Raw genomic sequence first — 25,645 nt, 5'->3', positions numbered from 1 at the left:
CACGGACACGCCGCCTGCAGTCGTCGTGGCTGCCCGAATCAGGGTGAGGCACCTGCCGGCGTCGACATGTCGATTCCCGCCTGTCCGAGTTGTGGGGCGCGCACAAGGGTAGCCTGTGACCGGGCCGTGTGCGCGAACACGGGTTAGGGGAGCAGCGGCTGCGGTCAACTCCCGGATTGTTGCGGTGCGCGGTGTCAACGGGGTGGTGGAGTGGGCTAGGCTAATAATAACAATAACGCGCAACAGCGAGAACGGTCATGAGCAAGGACTTCCAGGAACAGGCGCTGCGCTATCACCGGGAGCCGCGCCCCGGGAAGCTGGAAATCACGCCAACCAAACCGCTGGCGAATCAGCGCGATCTCTCACTGGCCTACTCCCCCGGCGTCGGTGCCGCCTGCCAGGCGATCCTCGCTGACCGCGACGAAGCGGCGCGCCTGACCGTTCGCGGCAACCTGGTGGCGGTGGTCACCAACGGGACTGCGGTGCTCGGGTTCGGCAACATCGGGCCACTGGCCGCCAAGCCGGTGATGGAAGGCAAGGCGGTGCTGTTCAAGAAGTACGCGAACATCGATGTCTTCGACCTGGAGGTGGAGGAGAGCGACCCGGAGGAGTTCATCCGCACCGTGGCACGCCTGGAGCCCACCTTCGGCGGCATCAACCTGGAGGACATCAAGGCGCCGGAGTGCTTCATCATCGAGGATGCCCTGCGCGAGCGCATGGACATCCCGGTGTTCCATGATGACCAGCACGGCACCGCCATCATCGTCGCCGCCGCGGTGACCAATGCCCTGCGGGTGGTGGACAAGCGCATCGAGGACGTCCGGCTGGTCTGCTCCGGCGCCGGAGCGGCGGCCCTGGCCTGTCTGAACCTGTTGGTGAAACTGGGCCTGCCGCTGGAGCACATCACCGTCACCGACATCGACGGGGTCGTGCATGCCGGCCGCGAGAAGGGCATGGATCGCTGGAAGGCGGTGTATGCCCGGGAGACCGATGCCCGCACCCTGGACGACGTGATCGAGGGCGCGGATCTGTTCCTGGGGCTGTCGGCGCCCAATGTGCTCAAGCCGGACATGGTCCGGCGCATGGCCGACAAGCCGGTGATCATGGCCCTGGCCAACCCGACACCGGAGATCCTGCCGGAGACGGCGCGGGAGGTGCGCCCCGACGCCATCATTGCCACCGGCCGCTCCGACTACCCGAACCAGGTCAACAACGTTCTCTGTTTCCCTTACATCTTCCGCGGTGCCCTGGATGTCGGCGCCTCGGATATCAACGACAACATGAAACTGGCGGCCTCCCAGGCCATCGCCGATCTGGCCATGGACGAACCCTCCGAACTGGTGACCAAGGCCTACGGCGGCACCGAAAGCCGCTTCGGTGCGGATTACCTGATTCCGAGCCCCTTCGATCCGCGGTTGCCGGTGCGCATCGCTCCGGCGGTGGCACGCGCCGCCATGGAGAGCGGTGTGGCCGCCCGCCCGATTAAGGATTTCGGCGCCTATCGCCAGCAGCTCATCGAGTTCGTGTACAAGTCCGGGCTGCTCATGAAGCCGTTGTTCGAGCGCGCCCGGCAGGCCCCGCGGCGGCTGGTGTTTGCCGAAGGCGAGGACCGTCGGGTGCTGCAGGCGGTCCAGGAGGTCGTCGACGAGGGGCTGGCGTCACCCATCCTGGTGGGCCGGCCGTCTGTGATCGCGGCGCGCATGAGCGAACTGGGGCTGCGGCTTCGCCCGGGGCAGGACGTCACCGTCATCGACGTGGACAGCGATCCGCGTTTCCGCGAATACCACAGCGAGTATCAGGCGCTCATGGGCCGTCGCGGGGTTTCTCCGGATGACGCCAAGGCCACCGTGCGCACCAACAACACGGTGATTGCATCGCTGATGGTGCGCAAGGGTGACGCTGACTGCATGATCTGCGGCTCGGTGGGAAAGTTCCAGCGCCATCTGGATGCCGTGGACAACGTCATCGGCCCGGCACCGGGCGTCCACTCCCTGGCGACGATCACCGCGCTGATTCTGCCCGCTGGCACGTTCTTCATCTGCGACTCCCACGCCACCATGGAGCCCAGCGTCGAGGAGCTGGTGGAGATGACCGGCATGGCCGCCGAGCAGGTGTCCGCCTTCGGCGTGGCGCCGAAGATTGCACTGGTTTCGCGGTCGAACTTCGGCAGCCAGGAGTCCGCCCCGGCGATACGCATGCGCGAGGCGGTACGCCGGTTGCACAAGGAGCGGCCGGACCTGGAAGTGGACGGCGAGATGCACGCCGATGCCGCGCTCTCCCAGGAGATCCGCGACCTGGCCTATCCGGATTCCCGGCTGCAGGGCGCGGCGAATCTGTTCATTATGCCCCATGTGGATGCCGGCCACATCGCGTACAGTCTGCTCAAGGTGCTGGGCGGCGGGGTCTCGGTGGGGCCGATCCTGATCGGCGCCAATGCGCCGGCCCACGTGGTGACGCAGTCCATCACCGTGCGCGGGCTGGTGAACATGAGTGCCCTGACCGTGGCACAGTCCCCGGCGCGCGTGCCCGAGGGGGGCCGAGACCGTGCCGTACAAGACACTTGAACAAAACGCCGCCGCATTCCCCGAATCCATTCTTTGAATGATTCGCGGGTCAAGGCGGCTTGTCCTGGTGGGTGGTTAAATATACAGTGTTTTCCATGGGCAGCATCACCCGTTCCGACCGACTCCGTATTCATGCCGACAGCCCGGCGCAACGCGAGGCGTTGTCCGAGACGCTGCGGCTGTACCGTCGGCTGGTGCGCGATCTGATGACTGTGGCGTTCACCCACTGGCCGGCCATCGGCCCGCTGGAAGGAAATGCCGTGGTGTCGGTCATGGAGGGGTTGGTCCACCCTACCGCCAAGCGCCCTGATGTGCGGTACCGGTATTTCCAGAACCGCTACTACAAGTTCCCGAGCTATCTCCGCCGGGTAGCGATCATGGACGCGGTGGGTCAGGTACGCTCGTTTATGACCCGCCACAGTGACTGGCTCGATGGTAAGCGCCGTCATGCGAACGCCCGGCCGCCCAGGTTGACCGCCAGCACGAAGACCTTTCCCAGCCTGTACGGCGGGCAGTGCATCAAACTCAACAAGGAGGGCACGCAGGCGTTCATCAAGGTCCGGTACCGCAATGACTGGGTGTGGATGGGGTTCCGGCTGTCCGGGACGTTGCGCTATCGCGGCCGCGGCACGAGTCAATCGCCGATGCTGACGTCCAATGGAAAACGGTGGGGGCTCTCCCTGCCGGAGCAGTTCACCCCGGTGAAGCCGGTGAGAGCCCCGAAGCGGGTGCTCGCGGTGGATGTGGGGATCAATACGGCGGCCACATGGGCTGTGGTCGATGATCAAGGCACTGTCCACGCCAGAGGGTTTCTCCGGCGACCGGATAAGGACCGGGAACATCGACTCATGCAGCGCATCCGCAAAGCGGCGAGGCGGCAGACTCGCCACGGCACCCGGCTGCCACCGGGGTTCTGCGCCCGGGACCACCTGCGTCTCAAGCACCTGGCGGACAATGCCGCCCACCAGATCAGCCGGCAACTGGTCGATCTGGCCCGGGCGCATGACTGTCAGGCGGTGGTGGCGGAAAACCTCAAGGGCTGGCGACCGAAGGCCGGTGGCAAGCGCACGTCGATGAAGGCACGCTTTCACCGGTGGTTCCATCGCATGCTGGTCGACCGCGTCCAGAGCAAAGCCCGGGAGGTGGGGCTGCGCACGGCGCTGATTCACGCCCGGGGCACCTCCAGTCAGGCCTTCGATGGCTCCGGGGCGGTCAAGCGGGATGCCCGCAACCACGGCCTGTGCACCTTTGCCAGCGGCAAGCGCTACCACGCGGATCTCAACGCCGCGTACAACATCGCCGCCCGCGGGGTGGTGTACTTCCAGGGCGGCAGACGCGAGTCTGCGGCCTGTGCGCCTCAGCCGAAGTCTGAGCGCACACCGCGAAGTCCGGTGACACTCTCCAGCCTGTGGTCCAAGGCCACATTGGCTGCGTGAGTGATCGGAATCCGCGATTCAATTTCCCTCAGGAAATGAATCGCCGGAGGCTTCAATCCATGACCACGGCCAGGGGCCAGGGTGCCCGGCCATTTTTCTTGTTTCTGATCGAGGGGAAATCGAATGGTGCCGAACCTCTTCCGCGGCGGTCTGCTGCGGCTCCTGCTGCTGTCTATCGCGTTGCTGGCGTTCAGTCTGCCTGCCGTGGCCCAGGAGGGCGCCGATGGCGAGCGCAGCGAGGCCACCCGCCTCGCAGACATCCTCGAAGATGACGACGCCCGCGAGCGTCTGATCCGGGAGCTCCGGGGCGCGGCCGAGGACACGGAGGCGGCACCGGCGGCGGAGGAGGAACCCACGGAAGCGCTGACGTTACCGCGCCAGATTGCCGATTTCACCCAGGGCATTGCGGAGGGGTTTGTCTCGGAGTTCCGTGAGGCCGGAAGCGCGCTCGGGGCCATCCGTTTCGATGAGCTTGGCGCCGGGTTTGCGGCCATTGGTACCGCGGCGATCGGTCTCGGCATCGTGATCGCGGTGACCGTGGCGGCGTTCCTGTTGCTGCGGCGCCTGGCGCGGCCGCTGTTCGCCGGCGCAAGCCAGTGGGCCATGGCTGGCAGTGTCAGTGATGGCACCGGGCTGATCCGGCGCGCCGTTGCCGTGATCGGCGCCACAGTGGTGGATCTGGCGGTGATCGTTCTCGCCTATCTGGTGGGTTACGGTCTCGCCTTGTTCGTCCTGGGCGACGCCGGCGTGATGGACACGCGGCAGGCACTGTTCCTCAACGCCTTCCTGCTGATCGAAGTGTTCAAGGCCCTGATCCGTACCGTGTTCGCCTCACGGGATGACGGTCTGCGCCTTCTGCCCATGCAGGCCGAGGAGGCCGCTTACTGGAACGTATGGCTGGCGCGCCTGGCCGGGTTCATCGGCTATGGCCTCATGGTGGTGGTGCCCATCGTCAACATGGACCTGGCGCCGGAGCTGGGTCGCATCCTGGCGGTACTGATCATGGCCATGGCGTTCCTCTATGCCCTGGCAATCGTACTGCAGAATCGCCAGCGGGTGCGTGCCAATCTCGAAGCCAGGGCCGGTGATGCGGAAATGGCCTTTACGCGGACGCTGCTGCACGCCCTGGGCAGGACCTGGCACTTGCTGGCCATCGCCTATTTCCTGGCGCTCAGTCTCGCCACCCTGGTGCGGCCGGAGGATGCGCTGCCGTTCATGGTCCAGGCCACCGTGCAGACGCTGGTCGCGGCCGGTGCCGGGCTATTCATTTCCGTGCTGCTGACCCAGGTGATCGGCCGGCGCATCAGTGTGCCGGAAGAGACGCGGTTACGGTTCCCGTCCCTGGAAGATCGCCTGAATTCCTACGTGCCCAATGCGTTGAAGGTGTTGCGTGTGGTCATCCTGCTGGTCGTGCTGGCGCTGATCCTGGATGCCTGGGCGATCTTCGATCTGGGGGGGTGGCTGGCCTCCGATGCCGGCGCGGCCCTGCTGGCGACGGCGATCACCGTGGCCATCATCCTCGCCGTGGCCGCCGGCGTCTGGATCGGCGTCGCCAGCTGGATCGAGCACCGGCTCAACCCGGATGCCCGCGGTGGCGAGCCGGGCGCGCGGGAGAAGACGCTGCTGTCCATCTTCCGCAACGCCTTCGCCATCGTGCTGATCACCATGACGGCGATGATCGTGCTCTCGGAGATCGGCATCAACATCGGCCCGCTGATCGCCGGCGCCGGCGTGCTCGGCCTGGCCGTGGGCTTCGGCGCCCAGAAGCTGGTGCAGGACGTGATCACCGGGGTGTTCATCCAGCTGGAGAACGCCATCAATACCGGGGACTTCGTCACCGCCGGCGGCATGTCCGGCACCGTGGAGAAGCTCACCATCCGTTCCCTGGGGCTACGTGACCTGGCCGGCACCTACCACATGGTGCCGTTCTCCAGCGTGGACTCGGTGTCCAACTTCATGCGCGATTACGGTTACCACCTGGGTGATTACGGTGTGGCGTACCGCGAGGATACCGACGACGTCATCGCCCGGCTGCAGGAGGCCTTCGACGAGCTCATGGAAGATGAGGATCAGCGCAAGCACATCCTGGGCGATCTCGAGATCTTCGGCGTCACCGCCTTCGGCGATAGCGCCGTTAGCGTGCGGGTACGCATCAAGACGGTGCCGGGCATGCAGTGGGCCGTGGGCCGCGCCTACAACCGCCTGGTCAAGCGCCATCTGGATGCGGCGGGTATCGAGATTCCGTACCCGCACATGACCCTGTACTTCGGTCAGGACAAGGAAGGCTCCGCGCCGCCGGCCCGGGTGCAGACCCTGCAGACGGATGCCGGCGATCCGCGGCGCGGCCACATCGCCGGGCCGGAGACCGGCGATGTCGGCGATGTCACCGGCGAGGGGCTGGGGGATCCGGAGGACGGCACGCCGGACCCGACCTGATCGGCAGTCATCACGGGGCGGCCACGGGCCGCCCCGTGACTCAGTGGAACAGGTACTCCAGGCCGGCGCCGCCGCGGATGCGGGCGAACCGGTAGCGCTCGATGGACGAGCGGTTGTCCAGCCAGTGGATGCGGGCGAACGCGCTGAAGCCGCGGCCGAGTTCCCGGGTCACCTGGCCGCTGAGACGGAAACGCAGATCCTCCCGGCGCTGTAGACCGTCCTCGGTGTCCTCGCGGTCTGGGTAGGTGCTGTAGCGGGCGCCGCCGTCGACACTGGCCCGCACCTGGTCGGTGAGCGGCTGAATCCAGCGGGCATGGACGCCGTGGCGCATGGGCGAGTAGCTGATGACGCCGTTCCCATCCTCGATGTCGTCGCGGTCGTTCCACTCGAAGCTGTAGTCCGCACGCCAGCGGGCGGCACCGCTTGAACCGCGCAGCCGGGCGCGGAGATCCTGCCGGATGCCGTCGAGCCCTTCGAAGGCGTCACCGGCATCGATCCATGCCAGCCGGTAGCGCAGCCCCGCGTGCAGGCCGCCGCCCAGGGCGCGCTTCACTTCGCCGTGCCCCTCCATTGCGGTTTCCAGCCGCTCGCCGTCCAGGCGGGCGAGGGAGACGTTGGCGCCGATTTCCTGCCGCCAGTCGCCGGGGCTGCGGAAAGCGGTGAGCCCGGTTTCCAGGCGGTCGAAGTCGTCCTCGCTGTTGTCCGCATGCTGGACGCCGTTGAGCAGGCCGTGAACCCGCAGGCCCCGTTCCGTGGTCCCGGCAACGGGGATATCGCCGTACAGCAGTAGTTCGGCAAAGCTGTCGCCGCGGTCACCGTTGGGGCGCTCCTCGCCCTGCAGCGCCGTATTGCTGTCGTAACCGAGCCCGAGTTCCGCCAGTACCGTCGGGCCGGGCCGTTGCGGTTCCCGGGCCTCGTCCCGGGCCTCCGCCTGGGCGTCCAGGGCCGCCTTTGCCAGATCGTGGACCTGGTCGGTGCGCGCCGCGTCGCGAGCGGCGCGGTAGAGATCCGTTGCATCGTCCGGGCGGTTGTCGCGGGTGGCGACGCGACCACGATTGTAGAGCGCGAGTGCCTGCAGGTCGGGCCCTTCGGCAGCGCGGGCAAACGCGGCGTCGGCCTGGTCGAGCTGCCCCAGGCGATAGTGGGTCACCCCGAGGTTGTAATGGAGTTGCGGCGTGTCTTTGCCTGCGTCTTGCGCCCTCTGGAACGCCTCCAGGGCCGCCGAGTAATCGCCGTCACGGAAGGCATCCAGGCCCTGTTGGTAGGTGCTCTCGGCGGCAGGCAGGGGCTGGGCACAAACCAGCAGGGCGAGGAAGAGCAGTCTGCGTGTCATCGATGAGGGGTCTCCGGGCAAACGCGAAAAGGTGGCACAGCCCGGCTGTGCCACCTTGAGTTGCAACGGAACGGGCGTTTCCCTACGCCCGGCAGCCGGGTTTCGCTTACTGACCGCGGTTTTCGCGAGCCCCGTCAGCACGTTCACGGGCAGAGCCGCCGCGTTCCCGTGCTTCGGCGGCGCGTCCTTCACCCCGCTCGCGGGCTTCCTCGCCCCGTTCCCGGGCTTCTTCGGCGCGTTCCTGGCCGAATTCGCGGCCCCGCTCGCGGGCCTCGTTGGCGGTGTCCAGTCCCTGCTCGGAGCTCTCCCGGCCCTGTTCGGAGGCACTCTCCGGCAGGCTGAGCTCGCGGCTTACCTCTTCCTCGTCGGCGTCCTCATCGGTCACGTCCATGGTCACGTCCAGGTCGTCTTCGGCGTGTAGCGGCGTAAACATGAAGGGCACCAGGATCAGTCCCAGCAGCATTGCGCGTTTCATCGTCATGATCGACCTCCGTATTGGTCGTTAACGTGGCAGTTCATCGGCCGCCAGCCGCAGTTCGCGACTGCGCCCGTCGTGCTCGAGTCGGGCGACGAGTTCGCCACCCGGTTCATTGGTCAGGATCAGCGGGATGCGCAGCCGGTTCGCCCCCGCTTCCAGATCGTCTTCCCAGCTCAGGCGCCGCTGCCCCGGATGGCCCTCCAGCTCCGTTCCCTCGGGCAGTTCCAGGCTGAAGCGCACGCCGGACAGGGCCCGTTCAGTGCGGAATTCCATCTGCACCGTGGTGGTGCGCCAGTCACTGTCGTCCACACGGGCCACTTCCTCGCCGGGGTGGTCGGTGCCCGGCCATAGCAGGGTCACGACCACCGCCAGTACCACCCCGGCGGCAACGCCCGCAGCGCCGGTGAATGCCGTTACATGCCGGCTGCGCAGCAGACGCTGGCGCGTCGCCGCCGGCATCCCGGAGCGGTCACCGTCGGCCAGGGCGCGCTGCAGGGCGCGCACATCGGCCACATGTGCCCGACAGGCGGGACACTGGCCCAGGTGCTCCCGCACTTCCGCGAGGAGCGCCTGGCCGCGGTTGCCATCCAGAATGGCGTCCAGGTCCGATTGCAGCGTCTGGCAGTCCATGATCATCCCTCCTTACCCCCTGAACACGCAGCCGCGTCCGATTTGGTTCCATCTTCGGCGAAACTGCGCCGTACCGCCGCTCGCGCCCGGTGCAGGCGCGACTTCAGCGTGCCGACGGGGGCCTCAACCATGGTGGCAATCTCCTCCAGGCGGTAACCCTCGCCGTCGTGGAGCAGCAGTACGGCGCGCTGATGCTCCGGCAGCCGTTCCACCTCGGCAAGGATCTCGTCCACGCTGACGCGTTCCAGGGCCGCCTCGGTCTGACTGGCCGCCTCGATCTGCAGGGCTTCATCCAGGCTTTCCGCGTGGTCAAACGCGCCTTGCCGGCGCCAGCGATCCACGTGCAGGCGGTACAGTACCTTGGCCAGCCAGGGGCCGGGGGCGTCCAGCTCCAGGATGGTGGCCCGCTTGTCCCAGGCCCGGCTGACAAGCTCCTGGAGCAGGTCCTCGGCATCGCTGCTGTTGCCCTGGAAGCGCAGCGCCAGCCGCCAGAGCCGGTCCATGTGCGGTGCCAGCGCCGCCTCGAAGGCGGAGCGCGCGGAGAGGCGTTTCCAGAGGTGGGCGAGTTGACTCATACCCACACACACGCAGGGGTAGCGGAAAAGGTTCCATCGGCAGTCATGATCAGCCCCGGGCGCGCATGCCCCCACCGGGCGGACCGCCGCGAGGGGGCGGTGGCGTCCAGACATTGCGGAAGGCCTGGTGGCTGCTTTCGGGGATATCCCGGGAGAAGGTCAGCCGGATGCTGCTGCCGTCCCGCACGCCGGTGATACGGCCGCGGGTGACGCCGCGACGGCGCGCCACATCCTCGCAGGCGGCGGGAAAGTCCTCCGGCGGGCGGCCGGAGCGAATGCGTGCGCGCCCGTCCCGGAGCTCGATCACGAACACGATGCGCAGCCGCAGCAGCAGGATTGCGGCAATGCCGCCCACAACCGCGGTGGCCAGCAGGGTCAGCAGGACGGGGTTGTTCACGGCGTCTCCTTTTCGGTCTCCCCGGTATGTCGATCGCGGGGCGAGAGCGTTGCTCGCGCCACCGCCCAGACTTCCACGGATACCGCGCCCTGTCGCAGCAGAGTGCGGGCCGCTTCCTCGATGGTACTGCCCGTGGTGACCACGTCATCCACCAGGGCAATGCGCAGGCCGCGGGCGCTGTCCGTGGTCGCAAATGCGCCGCGGATGTTGGTAACGCGCTGCCGACGCCCGAGCTGCGACTGGCGGATGGTGCCGCCGGCGCGCCGGAGTATGTCATGCCGCAGTGGAATGCCCAGTCGCTGCGGCAGGCAGCGGGCGATCTCCGTCGCCTGGTTGAAGCCGCGCTCACGCAGGCGCTGCCTGTGCAGGGGCAGCGGCACGATGACGTCGGCGGTAGCGTGCCGCCGGAACAGCTCTCTTGCCAGCAGCGTCCCCAGAAGCCGGCCCGCCGGTAGCTGGCCGCGGAATTTCAGCGCCTGGATCAGCCCGTCCACGGGCTCCGCATAGCGCCAGGGCGCCACCAGGCGCGAGAACGGCGGGGGCTGGTCCTGGCAGCGTCCGCATTCCCGCTGCCCGACAGTGACGGGCAGCGCGCAGGTGGTGCAGGCGTGTTCGTTGCGCGGCAGATCGCGGAAGCAGCCGGCGCAGATGTCCACGTTGCCGCAGCCCGGAGCCTCGCAGCACAGGCAGGAGGAGGGCAGCAGCGACTGAAAGGCGTGACGTAGCCGGGTGTAAACCATTTTGTCCATAATCTGTTGACACATCCCTGTTGCCGGCTAACATCGCAGGAATCGCTTCTAGCCACAATCTCCATGGAGTCCCCCGCATGCCGGATGCAAACAGCCCGATTCGCCACGACTGGCGCCTGGACGAGGTTCAGGCCCTGTTCGAGCTGCCCTTCAACGACCTGCTGTTCCAGGCCCAGACGGTACACCGCCGCTTCCATGACCCCAATGCCGTGCAGGTGAGCACGCTGCTGTCCATCAAGACCGGGGCCTGCCCGGAGGACTGCAAGTACTGCCCCCAGAGCGTACGCTACGACACCGGCCTGGAGCGCGAGGCGCTGATGGACAAGGACGAGGTGCTGGCGGCGGCACGCACGGCCCGCGATGCGGGCGCCACCCGCTTCTGCATGGGCGCCGCCTGGCGCAGCCCCAAGGGCAAGGATCTGGAGCGCGTCGCCGAGATGATCGGCGAGGTGAAGGCGCTGGGTCTGGAGACCTGCGCCACCCTGGGCATGCTCGACGGGGCGCAGAGTCAGCGGCTGCGGCAGGCGGGGCTGGACTACTACAACCACAACGTGGACACCTCCCCGGAGTACTACGGCGAGGTGATCACCACCCGCACCTACCAGGATCGCCTGGACACCCTGGAGTCCGTGCGCGAGGCGGGGATCAACGTCTGCTGCGGCGGCATCCTCGGCATGGGCGAGTCGGTGACCGACCGGGCCTCCATGCTGCAGACCCTGGCCAACCTGCCCGCCCACCCCGAGAGCGTGCCCATTAACCAGCTCATCCGCGTGCCCGGCACGCCCTTCGAGAACGAGGATGATCTGGACCCGCTGGAGTTCGTACGCTGCATTGCCGTTGCCCGGATTCTGATGCCGCACTCCCACGTTCGCCTGTCGGCAGGGCGCACGGACATGAGCGACGAAACCCAGGCGCTGTGTTTCCTGGCCGGGGCCAACAGCATCTTCTACGGGGAACAGCTGCTCACCACCGGCAACCCGGATGTGGAGCATGACCAGCGGCTGTTCGCCCGGCTGGGGCTGCAGTTCGAGGGTGCCAAGTGCGCCACCGAAGCCGCCGCCGGTGACACCGTCGAGGCCTGAAGGAACGCGGTTGTTGGCGTATCATGGACGGCCTTTCTGCCAGCATCCCGGAACGGCCTTTCATGAGCGGAGACGACAGCCGGTTCGACCGACAGGCGCTGCAACGGGCCTTCGACGGCGCCGCAGCATCGTATGATCAGGCGGCGGTACTGCAACGCGAGGTCGGGCGGCGCATGCTCGAGCGGCTCGACTTCATCCGTCTGGCGCCGGAGCGGGCGGTGGACCTCGGCGCCGGGACCGGCGAGCAGACGGCGGCGCTGCGACAGCGCTTCCGCAAGGCGCGGGTGTTCGCCCTGGACCTGGCGCCGGGGATGTTGCGTCGCGCCCGGGATCGCGGTAGCTGGCTGCGGCCTCTGCCCGTGATCTGTGCCGATGCCCAGGCCCTGCCGCTGGCGGACAGCAGCGTGGACCTGTTGTACTCCAATGCCGCATTCCACTGGTGTAACGACCTGGACGCGCTGTTCAAGGAGTGCCAGCGGGTGCTGCGTCCCGGTGGCCTGCTGATGTTCACGACCTTCGGTCCGGACACGCTGCGGGAACTGCGGGAGAGCTGGTCCGATGCCGACGGCTACCGTCACGTGAACCGCTTCGCGGACATGCACGATATCGGCGATGCCCTGGTGTCCGCCTGGTTTGCCGATCCGGTCATGGACATGGAGTATTTCAACCTGACCTACGCTACACCCGCCGATGTCATGCGGGACCTCCGGGCGCTGGGTTCACAGACCGTCCAGGGCGGCCGCCCGCGAGGGTTGACCGGGCGCGGGCGCTGGCAGCAGATGGCCACCGCCTACGCTCGCTATGCTGATGCCGACGGTCGGCTGCCCGCCACCTGCGAGGTGGTCTACGGCCACGCCTGGGCAACCAGCATGGTGCCGCAGCGGCAGACCGACGGCGGCGCCGCGACATTCTCCCTGGATGCCTTCCGCAGTCGCCGGAACCAGGACGGGTCCCCGTGACCGGGCTGTTCGTTACCGGTACGGACACCGGGGTGGGCAAGACCGTGGTGGGCTGCGCCCTGCTGGCGGCGCTGGCCGACACGGGGCTGCGTACGGTGGCAATGAAGCCCGTTGCCTCGGGGTGTCGCCACACGTCGGCGGGGCTGCGGAACGAGGACGCGGAAGCGCTGCAGGCAACGGCGTCGGTGAAGGTGTCCTACCAGCAGGTCAATCCCGTGGCCCTGGAGCCGGCCGTGGCGCCACATCTGGCCGCTGCCCGGGCCGGAGTGGAGATCGACGTCTCCGCGCTGGCGCAGGCGGGGCGCCGGCTTGAAGCAGATGCCGACCTGTTGCTGGTGGAAGGCGCCGGCGGCTGGCGCGTGCCCCTGGGTGCGGCCACCGGCTTCGCAGATCTGGCGCAGGATCTGGGGTATCCCGTGGTGCTGGTGGTGGCGATCCGGCTGGGCTGCATCAACCATGCATTGCTCACCGCGGAGGCGGTGCAGCGGGATGGTCTGCCCCTGGCCGGCTGGGTGGCCAACGTGATGGACCCGGACGAGCCGCTGCAGCGGGAACAGATCGCCAGTCTGCAGGCCCGGCTTCCGGCACCATGCCTGGGGACCCTGCCGCCACGACCCGGTGCCTCGTCGGCGGCCATGGGGGCACTGCTGGATGTTGGTCCGCTGGTCTGAATCGGCGCATGGAATCAGTGGCTTGTGACTCGATCCGGGCAGGCGCCAGGGATACAGGCGCCGCATGGCGCCGTGGCGCGCTTTTCTCCGGCGGGCAACTCCTCTAGAATGAGTCCACGATCCGCTGTCATGGTGATCCGACTCTGGCATGCCGGGGTCGCCTGACAGGCCCTGGGGGTTGAGCCACCATGGCGATGACGCGAAGCGACACAGCCGAAGACGAACGGCTGTTTGATCTGCGCCCCAATGCCGGTGTCTACTGGCGGCAAACCCTGGTCATCTTCCTGATGCTCTCCGTGGTTTGCCTTGGCGTGGCCACGGTGTTCGCGTTTGCGGGTTTCTGGCCCATCCTGCCCTTTGCCGGGCTGGAAGTTGTGGCCCTGGGTGCGGCGCTGTACGTTTCTGCACGTCGCGGTGATTACCGCGAGGTCATTCGGGTGGGCCCGGAGCGGATTCGTATCGAGAAAGGTCGCCGTACGCCGGAACAGACCTGGGAGTTCAGCCGGGCCTGGTCCGCGGTCGAGTTGCAGCGCTCGCCGTTGCGTTTGCACCCGGCCCGCCTGCTGATTCGCTCGGGGGGAGATCAGGTCGAGTGTGGCGCCTTCCTCACAGACGAGGAGCGCGAGAGCCTGGCCAGTGAGCTGATGGAGAGCATTGGTCCCATGGCAGCGGGAGGCGGCAAGGCCGCCGCCCGGTCCGGCCCCGGGAGTGAATGACGATAAAGCGCCGATTCCATTTGGGAGAACACGTGGAATGACTTCGAAGATGCTGGTGAGAGCCCTCGCCGCCGTGGGTCTGATGGGGCTCATGCCTCTCGCACTCGCCGCCCCTGGTGAGTCGGGCTGGCGCAAGCCGTGGGGTCTGAATCTGCCCGAGGGGGTGACGTCCCTGAGCCAGCAGGCCTATGACCTGCACATGCTGGTGTTCTATATCGTCTGCGCCATCGGTGCTTTCGTGTTCATCGGCATTTTCTACTCCATCTGGAAGTTCCGCCGCTCCGTGGGCGCCAAGCCGGCGCAGTTCCACCACAACACCACCATCGAGGTGGTGTGGACGGTGATTCCCTTCCTGATCCTGCTGGGCATCGCGGTGCCCGCCACGCAGACCATGATCAAGATGGAAGACACCAGCGGCTACGACATGACCGTCAAGGTGACCGGCTACCAGTGGATGTGGGAGTACGAGTACCTGGACGAGGACATCAGCTTCTTCAGTCGCCTGGACCGGGACAGCCAGCGTGCTCGGCAGCGCAATCCGGAAATCTCCCCCCGCGATGTCGAGCACTACCTGCTGGATGTGGACAACCCGCTGGTGGTGCCGGTGGACAAGAAGATCCGCTTCCTGCTGACCGCCAATGACGTCATCCACTCCTGGTGGGTGCCGGAACTCGGCTGGAAGAAGGACACCATTCCCGGCTTCATCAACGAGGCCTGGGCGCGCATTGAAGAGCCGGGCATCTACCGCGGCCAGTGCGCCGAACTGTGTGGCCGTGACCACGGCTTCATGCCCATCGTGGTGGTGGCGCTGGAGCAGGACGAATACGATGACTGGGTCGCCGAACAGAATGGCGAGGCGCCGGCCGTTGGCGACGTTCCCGAGGAAGATCCCGCGGTCGCCGAAGTCGATGAAGAGGAGCTCGCGGACATGTCCGAGGACGAGCTCATGACGCTGGGCAATCAGGTCTACGATAGCCAGTGCCTGGCCTGCCACCGTGCTGAGGGTGGGGGCATGGGCAACTTCCCGGCCCTCGCTGGGAACGAGCGGGTGATCGACGACAGGGAATTCGCCATCGACGTCACCGTGAACGGCGTGTCCGGTACCGCCATGCAGGCCTTTGGCCGTCGCCTCGACGACCAGGAGCTTGCCGGTGTGGTGACCTACATCCGTAACGCCTGGGGTAACGATGCCGGCGACCTCGTCCAGCCGTCGGATATTCGGGACGCGCGCTGAGCGCCGGGTAGAGAATTTCAACGAAGGGGTTCTGGGCCATGTCCTCCACGACACATGAAGCGCACCACGGTCACGACGACCATCACCACGCGCCCTATGGCATCACGCGGTGGTTGTTCACCACCAACCACAAGGATCTCGGCGTCCTGTACATGACCTTCGGGCTGCTGATGTTCTTCATCGGCGGCGCCATGGCGATGGTAATCCGGGCCGAGCTGTTCCAGCCCGGCTACAACCTTGTTGATCCCTATTTCTTCAATCAGATGACCACCATGCACGCCCTGGTGATGATCTTCGGGGCGGTGATGCCGGCGCTCACCGGGCTGGCCAACTGGCTGGTGCCGGTGCAGATCGGGGCGCCGGACATGGCGCTGCCGCGGGTCAACAACTGGGCCTTCTGGTTGCTGCCGGCAGGCTTCGTGCTGCTGCTGGCCACGCTGTTCATGCCCGGCGGCGGTCCGGCCGCGGGCTGGACCATGTACCCGCCGCTGGTGCTGCAGCTGGGTGATGCGTTCCCGTTCCTGATCTTCGCGGTGCACATCCTGGGCATCTCTTCGATCATGGGGTCGATCAACATCGTCGCCACCATCCTGAACATGCGCGCTCCCGGCATGACGCTGATGAAAATGCCGCTGTTCGTCTGGACGTGGCTGATCACCGGCTTCCTGATGATCGCGGTGATGCCGGTGCTGGCCGGGGCGGTGACCATGCTGCTCACGGATCAGTACTTTGGCACCAGCTTCTTTGATGCCGCCGGCGGCGGTGACCCGGTGATGTTCCAGCACATCTTCTGGTTCTTCGGGCATCCCGAGGTGTACATCCTGATCCTGCCGGCGTTCGGCATCGTCTCGGCGATTCTGCCGACGTTCTCGCGCAAGCCGCTGTTCGGCTACAGCTCCATGGTCTATGCCACCGCGGCCATCGCGTTCCTGTCGTTCATCGTCTGGGCGCACCACATGTTTACCGTGGGTCTGCCACTGGCCGGGCAGCTGTTCTTCATGTTTGCCACCATGCTGGTGGCCGTGCCCACCGGGGTGAAGATCTTCAACTGGATGGCCACCATGTGGCGCGGCAGCATGAGTTTCGAAACGCCCATGCTGTTCGCGATCGCCTTCGTCATCCTGTTCACCGTCGGTGGCCTCTCCGGGGTAATGCTGGCCCTGGCGCCGGTGGACCTGCAGTACCATGACACCTACTTCGTGGTGGCCCACTTCCACTACGTGCTGGTGTCCGGCACCGTGTTCGCGATCATGGCGGGCGTCTACTACTGGTTGCCGAAGTGGACCGGGCACATGTACGACGAGCGCCTGGGCAAGTGGCACTTCTGGGTGTCCACCATCTCGGTGAACGTATTGTTCTTCCCGCAGCACTTCCTGGGGCTGGCCGGCATGCCACGGCGTATTCCGGACTACGCGCTGCAGTTCGCGGAGTTCAACATGATCTCGTCCATTGGCGGCTTCGTGTTCGGTTTCTCGCAGCTGCTGTTCGTCTGGATCATCATCAAGTGCGTCCGCGGTGGCGAGAAGGCCAGCGACCAGGTGTGGGACGGAGCGCAAGGCCTCGAGTGGACGTTGCCGTCGCCGGCGCCGTACCACTCCTTCGAGACGCCCCCGGTGGTGAGGTAACGGAGGTCAGTTGAGCGACAATCGGCACAAGTCGAAGCGGCGAGGCGCCGTGGTTACGGGGCTGGTGCTCGCCGCCATCGCCTTGGGCTTATACGTGACGTTTATCCTGATGCAGGTGCGGTTATGAGTGACGAGACCACGAGTAAACGCCATACCAGTCTGGTGACGAAACTGGTTCTGGTCACCTTCGGCATGTTCGGATTCGGTTTCGCCCTGGTGCCGCTGTATGACGTGATCTGCGATATCACCGGACTGAATGGCGTGGTGGATCTCCAGGCCGCGGACTACGAACGCGGTGAAGTGGATCCGGACCGCAAGATCACCGTCGAGTTCGTGGCCACCGTGAACGACAACCGGCCCTGGGATTTCAAGCCCGAGGTACGTCGCATGGAGGTGACGCCCGGTGAGCTCTACACGGTGACCTTCGAGACGACCAACACCCAGGACGAAGATACGGTCAGCCAGATCGTGCCGAGCGTGGCCCCCGGTCGTGCGGCCCGGGACTTCCGCAAGACAGAGTGCTTCTGCTTCACCGAGCAGCCCTTCGAGGCGGGGGAGAACCGGGATATGTCGGTGACCTTCTTTATCGATCCACGCCTGGATGACCGCACGAATACGGTGACGCTGTCGTACACCCTGTTTGACCTGGGCGCGGGCGACGACCCCGATTTCGATCCCGAGGATGCGCAGCTGCACGCCGGCTCGCGCTGAATGGCGAGAAACGAGGAAACATAACGATGAGCCAAGCAGAAGGCAGCTACTACGTTCCCCATGAGAGCCGCTGGCCGGTATTCGGTGTTCCGGGTATCGCGCTCCTGATGGCGGGGTTCTCCGTGTACCTGAACGGGGGCAACTGGGGCGTGCCGACCATGGTGCTCGGGGCGATCATCACCCTGATCATGACGGTGATGTGGTTCCGGGACGTGATCCACGAGAGCGTGAGTGGCAAGTACAACGCCCAGGTGGATGTCTCCTTCCGCCAGGGCATGGCGTGGTTCATTTTCTCCGAGGTGATGTTCTTCGGCGCTTTCTTCGGCGCCCTGTTCTACGCCCGGGTGTTCTCGATTCCGTGGCTGAGCGGTGCGGATCCTGCCACCAGTCAGTTCCTCTGGGACTCCGTGGTGTTGTCCTGGCCGACTGCCGGTCCCGGTATGCTGGACCTGGACTACACGGCCATGGGGGCATGGTTCCTGCCGACGCTTAACACCATCATCCTGCTGACCTCCGGCGTGACCCTGACCTGGGCTCACCACGCCATCAAGGAGAACCATCGCCGGCAGGTGGTCATCGGGCTCGCCCTGACGGTGGCGCTTGGTTTCCTGTTCAGCTCCATTCAGGCGTACGAGTATTTCTACGCATGGGATGAGCTCAACCTGCGGATGGATACCGGCATCTACGGCTCGCTGTTCTACATGCTCACCGGTTTCCACGGCGTGCACGTGATCATCGGCGCCCTGACACTGCTGGTGATCCTGCTGCGCGTGCTCAAGGGCCATTTCACTGCCGATAACCACTTCGGCTTCGAGGCGGCCGCCTGGTACTGGCACTTCGTGGACGTGGTCTGGCTGGGCCTGTTCGTGTTCGTCTATGTGATCTGACGCTGGCGCCCGGCGTGAGAGGCGGACGCCTTTCACGCCGTGGTTCCGCGCCGGGAACTCCCGCTTCGTTTCAGCGTCTACCTACGGGCGCATCGGGTCTCCGGGCTCGATGACTCCCGTTGTCAACAGCACCAGGATGATGGCGAACAGGGCCACCGACAGGCCGATGCGCCATGTCAGGGCCCGTACCACGCGGCGCGAACTGCTCTGGTCGCGCACCAGGAAGATGGCCCCGGAGAACAGGCTGAACACGATGGCCAGCATGGCCAGAACGACGCCGATCTTGATTGCCAGTGTCATGGGTCTCTACCAGGGATGGTTGCGGTAGCGGTCAGCGAGGCGCGTCTCAGGGTCGTTTCGAGACGAACCTCTTCATCATACGCCTTGCGTGAGCCGTCGCACACCCGGCCGCCGGAGGTTGCATGCGCATCGGTGGGTTTCAGTTCAGGCCCGGCCTGATCCCCAGCCTGGCGACCCTGATCGTGTTTCCAGTTCTGGTCTCCCTGGGGTTCTGGCAGCTGGATCGCGCGGAGCAGCGTGAAGCGCTCCAGGAGGCCTACGAGACGCGGGATCAGCGGTCACCGCTGGACCTGAACCGTGATGCACCGCCCGAGCGCCAGGCGCTCACGCGGAACGCCCGCGCCCGCGGCATCTACGATGTCGACCGGCAGCTGCTGGTCGACAATCAGATGCACCAGCGGCAGCCCGGCTACCATGTGCTGACGCCATTGCGCCTGGATGGGCGGGACGCGGCCGTGCTCGTTGACCGCGGTTGGGTGCCCGGCGGCGATGACCGCGGCCGCCTGCCGGATGTGGCCGCTCCGGACGAGCCCCGGACGTTGCGCGGGCACGTGGATCAGGGCCCGCCCACGGGCATCCGTCTGGGGGGCATGGCCGACGGTGAGAGCGGCTGGCCGCTCCGGGTGCAGTATGTGGACTTCGACGAGTTGGAGGAAAGGCTCGGCTATCCTCTTCTCCCCGTCGTGCTGCGGTTGGATCCGGACGCCGACCACGGCTTCGTGCGCGAGTGGGGCCCCGTGTACCGGGAAGGTTACGGGCCGGATCGCAACTATGGCTACGCGGTGCAGTGGTTTGCGCTGGCCGCCGCGTTGATGGTGATTTTCGTTTCAGTCAATCTACGACGAGTCAGAACCGATGCCACCGATTGATAGCCGCACCCGCCGCGGACGGCGTTCCCTGTTGTTGCTGTTGGCCGTGTTCTTCGTGCCCGCGGCCATCGCGTGGACGCTGTTCTTCTCCGGCTGGCGGCCCCCGGCCACGTCCAATCACGGTGATCTCCTGGATTCGCCAGTCCAGCTCGACGTGCCCGCCATGGAGCGTTTGGCTGGTCCGGGGGATACGTCTGGACCCCCGGAGCTGCGCGGCCGGTGGACGATGCTGATGACGCTCCGGGAACCATGCGACGACGGTTGCGTCGAGCGCCTGCGGGAAACGCGGCAGATCCGCCGCGCGCTGGCGCAGAACGCCGATCGCGCCCAGCGCGTGCTGGTGATCGGTGAAGGGGCGGAGCCGCCTGAGAGCGGGCTTCTGGAGCGTCACCGGGACCTCCATGTCGTGCGCACGGAGGACACCGACTGGACCAGCCCGCCGCAGACGGACACATCCGTGGCGCTCAGCCTGGTGGATACCCGCGGTTACCTGATGATGCGTTACGGCGAGCCCTTCGACGCCGCGGGCATGCTCGACGATCTCCGCCATCTGCTGCGGCTGTCGAATATTGATATCGAACGCCTCGATGGCTTACAGGAACGCTGAACCGTCGTCTTTGCGGGGAGCGCAGCGACGCAGCAACCGACCGGGAATGAATACATGCGCAACCAGGGTTTCTTTCGCCTCTGTCTGACTGCTTCCGCCCTCACCCTGATCGTGGTACTCCTCGGTGCCTGGGTGCGGCTGGAAGACGCTGGTCTCGGTTGCCCGGACTGGCCCGGCTGCTACGGCATGCTCCTGGGGGTGCCGCAGACCGAGGAAGCCATTGAATCGGCCAACGTGGCCTATCCGGAGCGCCCGGTGCACGTGGGCAAGGCATGGAAGGAGATGATCCATCGCTACGCCGCCGGCATCCTCGGCCTGTTGGTGTTCGCCATCACCATCTACGCCGTCCGGCGCCGCCATGAGCCCGGGCAACCCGTGGGCCTGCCGGTGTTTCTGTCCATCCTGATTATCGCCCAGTCCATTCTCGGCATGTGGACGGTCACTTGGCAGCTCAAACCGCTGGTGGTGACCATGCACCTGCTCGGTGGCATGACGACGCTGGCATTGTTGTGGTGGCTCAGCCTGCGGGCCGGCGTCATGCACCGCCCGCCGGTGCGGGATCCCGGGCAGCGCCTGCGACCGCTGGTGCTCGCGGTGCTCGCCGTGGTGGTGGCGCAGATCCTCCTGGGCGGCTGGGTCAGCACCAATTACGCGGCTCTGGCCTGTACCGACTTCCCGCGTTGCGGGGGGGAATGGGTGCCGGAAGCGGACTATTCCGACGCCTTTGTGCTGTGGAAGGGGCTCGGTGTCGACTACGAGTTCGGCGTCCTGGATCACCCGGCGCGAGTCGCGATTCAGTTTGTCCACCGTCTTGGGGCGGTGGTCACTGCGCTGGCAGTGATCGGTCTCGCCGTTACGGTATGGCTCCGGACGCGGTCCACGCTGGTCCGTGGTTATGCCGCCGCCACGGTGGCCCTGCTTGTGGTGCAGTGGATCCTCGGCATCACCAACGTCCTCGCGAGTCTGCCGCTGTCGGTGGCGGTGGCACATAACGGCGGCGCCGCGCTACTGCTGTTGAGCGTGGTCGGTCTTTACCATACCCTTCGCCCACTGCCTAATGATGCAACTGCAACGCATGGAACGGGCGACTGACGGGATGAGGGTCATGACAGCCTCCGGGCAGCACTCCACGGCATACGGCCGCCACCGCTGGGAAGACTACTACGAGCTGTGCAAGCCCAAGGTGGTGGCACTGCTGGTCTTCACCGCGCTGGTGGGCATGGTGCTGGCCGCCCCACCGGCGGAGGTGCCGTGGAACGCGCTGATCTTCGGCAGTCTCGGTATTGCCCTGAGCAGCGCCTCGGCGGCGGCGATCAACCAGATCGTGGATGAAAAAGCGGACGCCGCCATGGCCCGTACCAAGGGGCGCCCCCTGCCCACCGGGGCCTTACCGGCCGGCCGCGCCATGGTCTTCGCCGCCACCATCGGCCTGCTCGGGCTCGGCATTCTCTACTTGCTGGTGAACCCGTTGACGGCGCTGCTCACTTTCCTTTCGCTGATGGGTTATGCGTTCGTCTACACCCTGTTCCTGAAGCGGGCGACGCCGCAGAATATCGTCATCGGCGGCGCCGCCGGTGCCGCGCCGCCGGTGCTGGGCTGGGCGGCGGTGACCGGGACCATCCATCCCCATGCCCTGCTGCTGTTTCTGATCATCTTTATCTGGACGCCACCCCATTTCTGGGCCCTGGCCATCCACCGGCGCGAGGATTACGCCAAGGTGGACATTCCCATGCTGCCGGTGACCCACGGGGTGCGCTTTACCGAAGTGCAGATCCTGCTCTACACCCTGCTGCTGGTGGCCGCCAGCCTGCTGCCGTTTGCCACCAGGATGAGCGGGCCCGTGTACCTGGTCGGCGTGCTGTTACTCAATGCCGGCTTCCTCTATTACGCTTTTGCGCTGCGTTACTCCAGCGATGAGCGATTGCCGATGCGCGCGTTCGGCTATTCAATTACCTATCTGATGGGGCTCTTCGGGCTGCTGCTGCTGGACCACTATCTACCCCTGCTGGAGCGGCTGCTGCCGGCCTGATCTGACGACCGAGTGGCCAGAGCGAACGCCGCTTCGTCAGTCATCGGTGATGGGGATCAGCGTCAGCTCCACCCGCCGGTTCGCCTGCCGACCTTCTTCAGTCTCGTTGTCAGCGATGGGGTGGTCCTCGCCGAAACCCGCAGTTGCGATGCGTTGATCGGTAATGCCTTCGCTGCGCAGATAGCGGCCCACCGAGTCGGCCCGCCTCTCCGAGAGCCGCTGATTGTAGGCCGGATCGCCGACGCTGTCGGTGTGCCCCGCCACCTCGATCAGGGTCTGGTCGAACTCCTCCAGCACCAGCACCACGCTGTCCAGCACATCGTAGAATTCGGAGCGCAACTCGGCACTGTCGAAACCGAAGGTAATGTTACCCGGCATGTTCAGGATCAGCTCGTCGCCCTCGCGGGTGACACTGACGCCGGTCCCTTCCAGTTGTTCCCGGAGCTTGTCTTCCTGGCGGTCCATGTAGGCCCCCACCGCCGCGCCGGACAAACCGCCGATGCCGGCGCCGATGGCTGCACGCTGACGGCGTTCGCGGCTGTCGGAACCGGTGGCAATACCGATGGCAGCCCCGGCAATGGCGCCGATGGCCGCGCCGGTGGAGGTGCGCGCCGTGCGTTCCTCGCCGGTGTATGGGTCCGTGGTGCCACAGGCCGTCAGACCCAGGGTGGTGGCGGTGAACAGGCAGACAGCCAGTGCTCTGATGCGCATGGATCGTATCCTCGATAGCGATTTGGGGTGGGCTCCGTCACGGCGCGCGTCGCTGAAGCCGGCCATCCGGCATGCCGACAGACACCGTCGCGGTGCCCTGCTGCCGTGCAGGCGCTCAGAATGTAGCTAGGTTCCGGTCCAGCGCCGGAAGACCAATGTGGCGTTGGTGCCGCCGAAGCCGAAGCTGTTGGACATGACCGCGTTCAACCCGGCGTTGTCCCGGCGTTCCCGGACAATGGGCATGCCCTCAGCCTCCGGGTCCAGGTTCTCGATGTTGGCCGAGGCGGTGACGAAATCGTTCTGCAGCATCAGCAGGCTGTAGATCGCCTCCTGCACGCCGGCCGCACCCAGGGAGTGGCCGGTGAGGGACTTGGTGGAACTCACGGCAGGCGGGGTGTCACCAAACACCTCGCGGATGGCGTTGAGTTCGGTGATATCGCCCGCGGGCGTGCTGGTGCCGTGGGCGTTGATGTAGTCCACCGGTCCGTCGTGGGTTGCCAGGGCCTGCTGCATGCATCGTGTGGCGCCTTCTCCGGACGGAGCCACCATGTCGTGGCCGTCCGACGTGGCCCCGTACCCTGTCAATTCGGCGAGAATGGTGGCGCCCCGGGCTCGTGCATGTTCGAGTTCCTCCACCACCAGCATGCCGGCACCGCCGGCGATGACGAAGCCGTCCCGGTCAGCATCGTACGCCCGCGAGGCGGACTCCGGCGTGTCGTTGCGCCTTGACGACAGCGCCCCCATGGCATCGAACAGCATGGTCAGGGTCCAGTGCTCTTCCTCGCCGCCGCCGGCGAAAACCACGTCCTGCTTGCCCAGCTGGATCTGTTCCATGGCATTGCCGATGCAATGCGCACTGGTCGCACATGCAGACGTGATGGAGTAGTTCACGCCCTTGATCCTGAACGGTGTGGCCAGGCACGCGGATACAGTACTGCTCATGACCTTGGGCACCATGTACGGGCCGATCCGCTTGACGCCTCGTTCGCGCAGGATATCCGCCGCCTTGAGCAGGTTCTCGGTGGAGCCGCCGCCGGAGCCGGTGATCAGCCCGGTGCGCGGGTTGGAGACTTCGTGCGGCTCCAGCCCCGCGTGTTCGATGGCCTCCTGCATGGCGACGTAGGCAAAGCCGGCGGCGTCCCCCATGAAGCGTCGCGCCTTGCGGTCGACATGGGCGTCCAGGTCCAGGTCCACGGCGCCGGCGATGCGACTGCGCAGTCCCATCTCTTCGTACGCTTCGCGGTACCGAATGCCCGAGCGGCCGGTGCGGAGACTGTCCGCCACCGCTGACTTGTCGTTTCCGAGGCAGGAGACAATCCCCGCCCCCGTTACCACCACGCGTTTCATACCGTGTTGCTCCCAACTCCATCGTGCCTGGGCACGAACCGACTCAAGGGTATCCGGAGGCACCGCCAAGGGGGCAGGACACTAGGCTTCCATGGACTCCGGAGACTGGAACAGGCCGACACGGAGATCGCTGGCGCTGTAGATGGGCTTGTCATCGACCAGCATCTCGGCGTCGGCAATGCCCATCACCAGCTTGCGCATGATCACCCGTTTCATGTTGATCCGGTAAGTGACCAGCCTGGCCTGGGGCAGTACCTGACCGAAGAACTTCACCTCACCGGCACCCAGAGCGCGGCCGCGGCCCAGACCACCCTTCCAGCCCAGGAAAAAGCCCACCAGCTGCCACATGGCGTCCAGCCCGAGGCACCCCGGCATCACCGGATCGTTCTTGAAGTGGCAGTCGAAGAACCACAGGTCCGGCCGGATATCCAGCTCCGCATGGATCTGGCCCTTGCCATGGGTGCCGCCGGTGTCGTCGATGTGGACGATGCGGTCCAGCATCAGCATTCCCGGCTTGGGGAGCTGCGGATTGCCCGGACCAAAGAGCTCGCCTTCGGCGCACCGGATGAGGTCGTCGTAATCGAAACTCGAGTCGTTTTTCAGATAGTGCGGATTCGTTGCCATCGGGTCCTCGGGGTGCTACGACCCGCCGGAGCGGCAGGCGCCGTGGCGGATAGCACAGTGATGAATACGGGCAAAGTGTAAGGGATAGCTCCGTCAGGATCGAGTGGCGGTGCATGACGATTCGCGTCTGCGAACCCGAACCTCCGGGAAACGGACAAAAAAAACCCCGTGCGAACACGGGGCAAGCGTGGAGGGCAACCACTTGACAAACTCTCCATCCAATGCCGGACCGCGCGGGTCCGACTGCAGCCAGCTTACTGGCGCGCCTCGATCATGCCGACGACTTCCTCGCGCATCTCCGGGTCACGCTCCAGCGCCGCGGCGACGGCGGAATACTCCTGAACCTCCAGACCACTGGCCTGGATGGCCTCCACCATTTCGTCATTGGCTTCCTGCTGGAGTTCCTGCGCGTCTTCGGTGGCCTCGGCGCCCTGGAGCCGCTCTGAATATTCGCGGTGAATCTCGCCCACCTCGACATAGGCATCGGCGAACTGTTCCAGCGTTTCGTCGTCAAAATCCTGCTGCTCGGCCATGGCGTCCGGTTCCTGCTCGTAGGTCTCGGCCTGACCGTCTTCCTGGTCCATGGCGTACAGGGTGGGTGCCAGAAGCAGCCCCGAAAGCAGCGGAATCATGAAACGGATGGATGTGCGGGTCTTCATGTCGGGAGACTCCTCT

26 protein-coding genes are annotated in these 25,645 nt (G+C 66.0%); 15 read left to right on the top strand and 11 right to left on the bottom strand.

Translation table 11 applies throughout. The annotated features are described in order from the left end of the window. Window positions 1-257 precede the first annotated feature (257 nt). The 3 genes from KU884_RS16940 to ybiO all read left to right on the top strand — a co-directional run bounded on the left by KU884_RS16940 (window position 258) and on the right by ybiO (window position 6,436). Complete coding sequence (locus KU884_RS16940) at window positions 258-2,564, top strand: NADP-dependent malic enzyme (protein WP_167783715.1); 2,307 nt, start codon at window positions 258-260, stop codon at window positions 2,562-2,564. Window positions 2,565-2,659: 95 nt separating this feature from the next. Then, window positions 2,660-4,000: a transposase gene (locus KU884_RS16935; protein ID WP_254432098.1), complete on the top strand. Its 1,341-nt coding sequence runs from the start codon at window positions 2,660-2,662 to the stop codon at window positions 3,998-4,000. A gap of 123 nt (window positions 4,001-4,123) precedes the next feature. Next, complete coding sequence (gene ybiO, locus KU884_RS16930) at window positions 4,124-6,436, top strand: mechanosensitive channel protein (protein WP_167783714.1); 2,313 nt, start codon at window positions 4,124-4,126, stop codon at window positions 6,434-6,436. 40 nt (window positions 6,437-6,476) lie between these two features. On the opposite strand, the gene KU884_RS16925 is transcribed toward ybiO, so the two are convergent. From KU884_RS16925 to KU884_RS16900, 6 genes are all read right to left on the bottom strand, one after another. Continuing rightward, entirely contained in the window at window positions 6,477-7,769 is a 1,293-nt protein-coding gene (locus KU884_RS16925) for a tetratricopeptide repeat protein (protein WP_167783713.1), read from the bottom strand. A gap of 106 nt (window positions 7,770-7,875) precedes the next feature. Then, a complete protein-coding gene (locus tag KU884_RS16920; RefSeq protein WP_167783712.1) occupies window positions 7,876-8,250 on the bottom strand; it encodes a hypothetical protein in 375 nt (124 codons plus the stop codon). A 21-nt stretch (window positions 8,251-8,271) separates the two neighbouring features. Further along, window positions 8,272-8,877, bottom strand: coding sequence for an anti-sigma factor (locus KU884_RS16915; RefSeq protein WP_167783711.1), 606 nt, complete (start codon window positions 8,875-8,877; stop codon window positions 8,272-8,274). 2 nt (window positions 8,878-8,879) lie between these two features. Then, window positions 8,880-9,452, bottom strand: coding sequence for an RNA polymerase sigma factor (locus tag KU884_RS16910; RefSeq protein WP_167783710.1), 573 nt, complete (start codon window positions 9,450-9,452; stop codon window positions 8,880-8,882). Between the two features lie 49 nt (window positions 9,453-9,501). Then, window positions 9,502-9,849, bottom strand: a complete 348-nt coding sequence (locus KU884_RS16905) for a DUF3634 family protein (RefSeq protein ID WP_254432097.1) — start codon at window positions 9,847-9,849, stop codon at window positions 9,502-9,504. Then, window positions 9,846-10,598 carry a ComF family protein gene (locus KU884_RS16900; protein ID WP_254432096.1) on the bottom strand — a complete coding sequence of 251 codons (753 nt, stop codon included), beginning with the start codon at window positions 10,596-10,598 and terminating at the stop codon, window positions 9,846-9,848. Before KU884_RS16900 ends, KU884_RS16905 begins: the two co-directional genes overlap by 4 nt. A gap of 77 nt (window positions 10,599-10,675) precedes the next feature. Here KU884_RS16900 and bioB point away from each other — a divergent pair, with 77 nt between their 5' ends. The 8 genes from bioB to KU884_RS16860 all read left to right on the top strand — a co-directional run bounded on the left by bioB (window position 10,676) and on the right by KU884_RS16860 (window position 18,483). After that, window positions 10,676-11,680, top strand: coding sequence for a biotin synthase BioB (gene bioB / locus KU884_RS16895; protein WP_167783709.1), 1,005 nt, complete (start codon window positions 10,676-10,678; stop codon window positions 11,678-11,680). 62 nt (window positions 11,681-11,742) lie between these two features. Then, entirely contained in the window at window positions 11,743-12,639 is an 897-nt protein-coding gene (gene bioC, locus KU884_RS16890; RefSeq protein ID WP_167783708.1) for a malonyl-ACP O-methyltransferase BioC, read from the top strand. Next, the gene (gene bioD, locus KU884_RS16885) at window positions 12,636-13,310 is read left to right on the top strand and encodes a dethiobiotin synthase (RefSeq protein ID WP_167783707.1); all 675 of its coding nucleotides are present in this window, start codon (window positions 12,636-12,638) and stop codon (window positions 13,308-13,310) included. The genes bioC and bioD overlap by 4 nt, the downstream gene beginning before the upstream one ends. A 188-nt stretch (window positions 13,311-13,498) precedes the next feature. Beyond that, window positions 13,499-14,026 carry a DUF2244 domain-containing protein gene (locus tag KU884_RS16880; protein ID WP_167783706.1) on the top strand — a complete coding sequence of 176 codons (528 nt, stop codon included), beginning with the start codon at window positions 13,499-13,501 and terminating at the stop codon, window positions 14,024-14,026. A gap of 37 nt (window positions 14,027-14,063) precedes the next feature. Further along, on the top strand, window positions 14,064-15,260 hold the full coding sequence (gene coxB, locus KU884_RS16875) for a cytochrome c oxidase subunit II (protein ID WP_254432095.1): 1,197 nt from the start codon (window positions 14,064-14,066) through the stop codon (window positions 15,258-15,260). A 38-nt stretch (window positions 15,261-15,298) separates the two neighbouring features. Further along, window positions 15,299-16,885, top strand: coding sequence for a cytochrome c oxidase subunit I (ctaD, locus tag KU884_RS16870; protein WP_167783705.1), 1,587 nt, complete (start codon window positions 15,299-15,301; stop codon window positions 16,883-16,885). A 123-nt stretch (window positions 16,886-17,008) separates the two neighbouring features. Beyond that, window positions 17,009-17,596, top strand: coding sequence for a cytochrome c oxidase assembly protein (locus KU884_RS16865; RefSeq protein ID WP_167783704.1), 588 nt, complete (start codon window positions 17,009-17,011; stop codon window positions 17,594-17,596). A gap of 26 nt (window positions 17,597-17,622) precedes the next feature. Then, window positions 17,623-18,483 (top strand): cytochrome c oxidase subunit 3, encoded by an 861-nt coding sequence (locus tag KU884_RS16860; RefSeq protein WP_167783703.1) that lies wholly within the window; start codon window positions 17,623-17,625, stop codon window positions 18,481-18,483. An 81-nt stretch (window positions 18,484-18,564) separates the two neighbouring features. On the opposite strand, the gene KU884_RS16855 is transcribed toward KU884_RS16860, so the two are convergent. Next, window positions 18,565-18,783, bottom strand: coding sequence for a twin transmembrane helix small protein (locus KU884_RS16855; protein ID WP_167783702.1), 219 nt, complete (start codon window positions 18,781-18,783; stop codon window positions 18,565-18,567). 122 nt (window positions 18,784-18,905) lie between these two features. Between KU884_RS16855 and KU884_RS16850 the strand changes: the two genes are divergently transcribed. From KU884_RS16850 to cyoE, 4 genes are read left to right on the top strand one after another with little or no spacing between them, the layout of a single operon-like run. Then, on the top strand, window positions 18,906-19,652 hold the full coding sequence (locus KU884_RS16850) for an SURF1 family protein (protein WP_167783701.1): 747 nt from the start codon (window positions 18,906-18,908) through the stop codon (window positions 19,650-19,652). After that, entirely contained in the window at window positions 19,639-20,259 is a 621-nt protein-coding gene (locus KU884_RS16845) for a hypothetical protein (protein WP_167783700.1), read from the top strand. The genes KU884_RS16850 and KU884_RS16845 overlap by 14 nt, the downstream gene beginning before the upstream one ends. A 54-nt stretch (window positions 20,260-20,313) precedes the next feature. Then, window positions 20,314-21,351, top strand: a complete 1,038-nt coding sequence (locus KU884_RS16840) for a heme A synthase (protein WP_167783699.1) — start codon at window positions 20,314-20,316, stop codon at window positions 21,349-21,351. Between the two features lie 13 nt (window positions 21,352-21,364). Then, the gene (cyoE, locus tag KU884_RS16835) at window positions 21,365-22,288 is read left to right on the top strand and encodes a heme o synthase (RefSeq protein ID WP_167783698.1); all 924 of its coding nucleotides are present in this window, start codon (window positions 21,365-21,367) and stop codon (window positions 22,286-22,288) included. Window positions 22,289-22,324: 36 nt separating this feature from the next. On the opposite strand, the gene KU884_RS16830 is transcribed toward cyoE, so the two are convergent. From KU884_RS16830 to KU884_RS16815, 4 genes are all read right to left on the bottom strand, one after another. Beyond that, window positions 22,325-22,999, bottom strand: coding sequence for an OmpA family protein (locus tag KU884_RS16830; RefSeq protein ID WP_167783697.1), 675 nt, complete (start codon window positions 22,997-22,999; stop codon window positions 22,325-22,327). A 126-nt stretch (window positions 23,000-23,125) separates the two neighbouring features. After that, window positions 23,126-24,346, bottom strand: coding sequence for a beta-ketoacyl-ACP synthase I (gene fabB / locus KU884_RS16825; RefSeq protein WP_167783696.1), 1,221 nt, complete (start codon window positions 24,344-24,346; stop codon window positions 23,126-23,128). A gap of 81 nt (window positions 24,347-24,427) precedes the next feature. Beyond that, the gene (fabA, locus tag KU884_RS16820; RefSeq protein WP_174813752.1) at window positions 24,428-24,970 is read right to left on the bottom strand and encodes a bifunctional 3-hydroxydecanoyl-ACP dehydratase/trans-2-decenoyl-ACP isomerase; all 543 of its coding nucleotides are present in this window, start codon (window positions 24,968-24,970) and stop codon (window positions 24,428-24,430) included. Between the two features lie 254 nt (window positions 24,971-25,224). Then, on the bottom strand, window positions 25,225-25,629 hold the full coding sequence (locus KU884_RS16815; protein ID WP_167783695.1) for a DUF4168 domain-containing protein: 405 nt from the start codon (window positions 25,627-25,629) through the stop codon (window positions 25,225-25,227). Between the last annotated feature and the right edge of the window lie 16 nt (window positions 25,630-25,645).

Source organism: Aquisalimonas sp. 2447, from assembly GCF_012044895.1.
Classification (GTDB): domain Bacteria; phylum Pseudomonadota; class Gammaproteobacteria; order Nitrococcales; family Aquisalimonadaceae; genus Aquisalimonas.
Note: the sequence above shows the minus strand (reverse complement) of the source record. Positions and strands in the feature narration are given on the sequence as shown.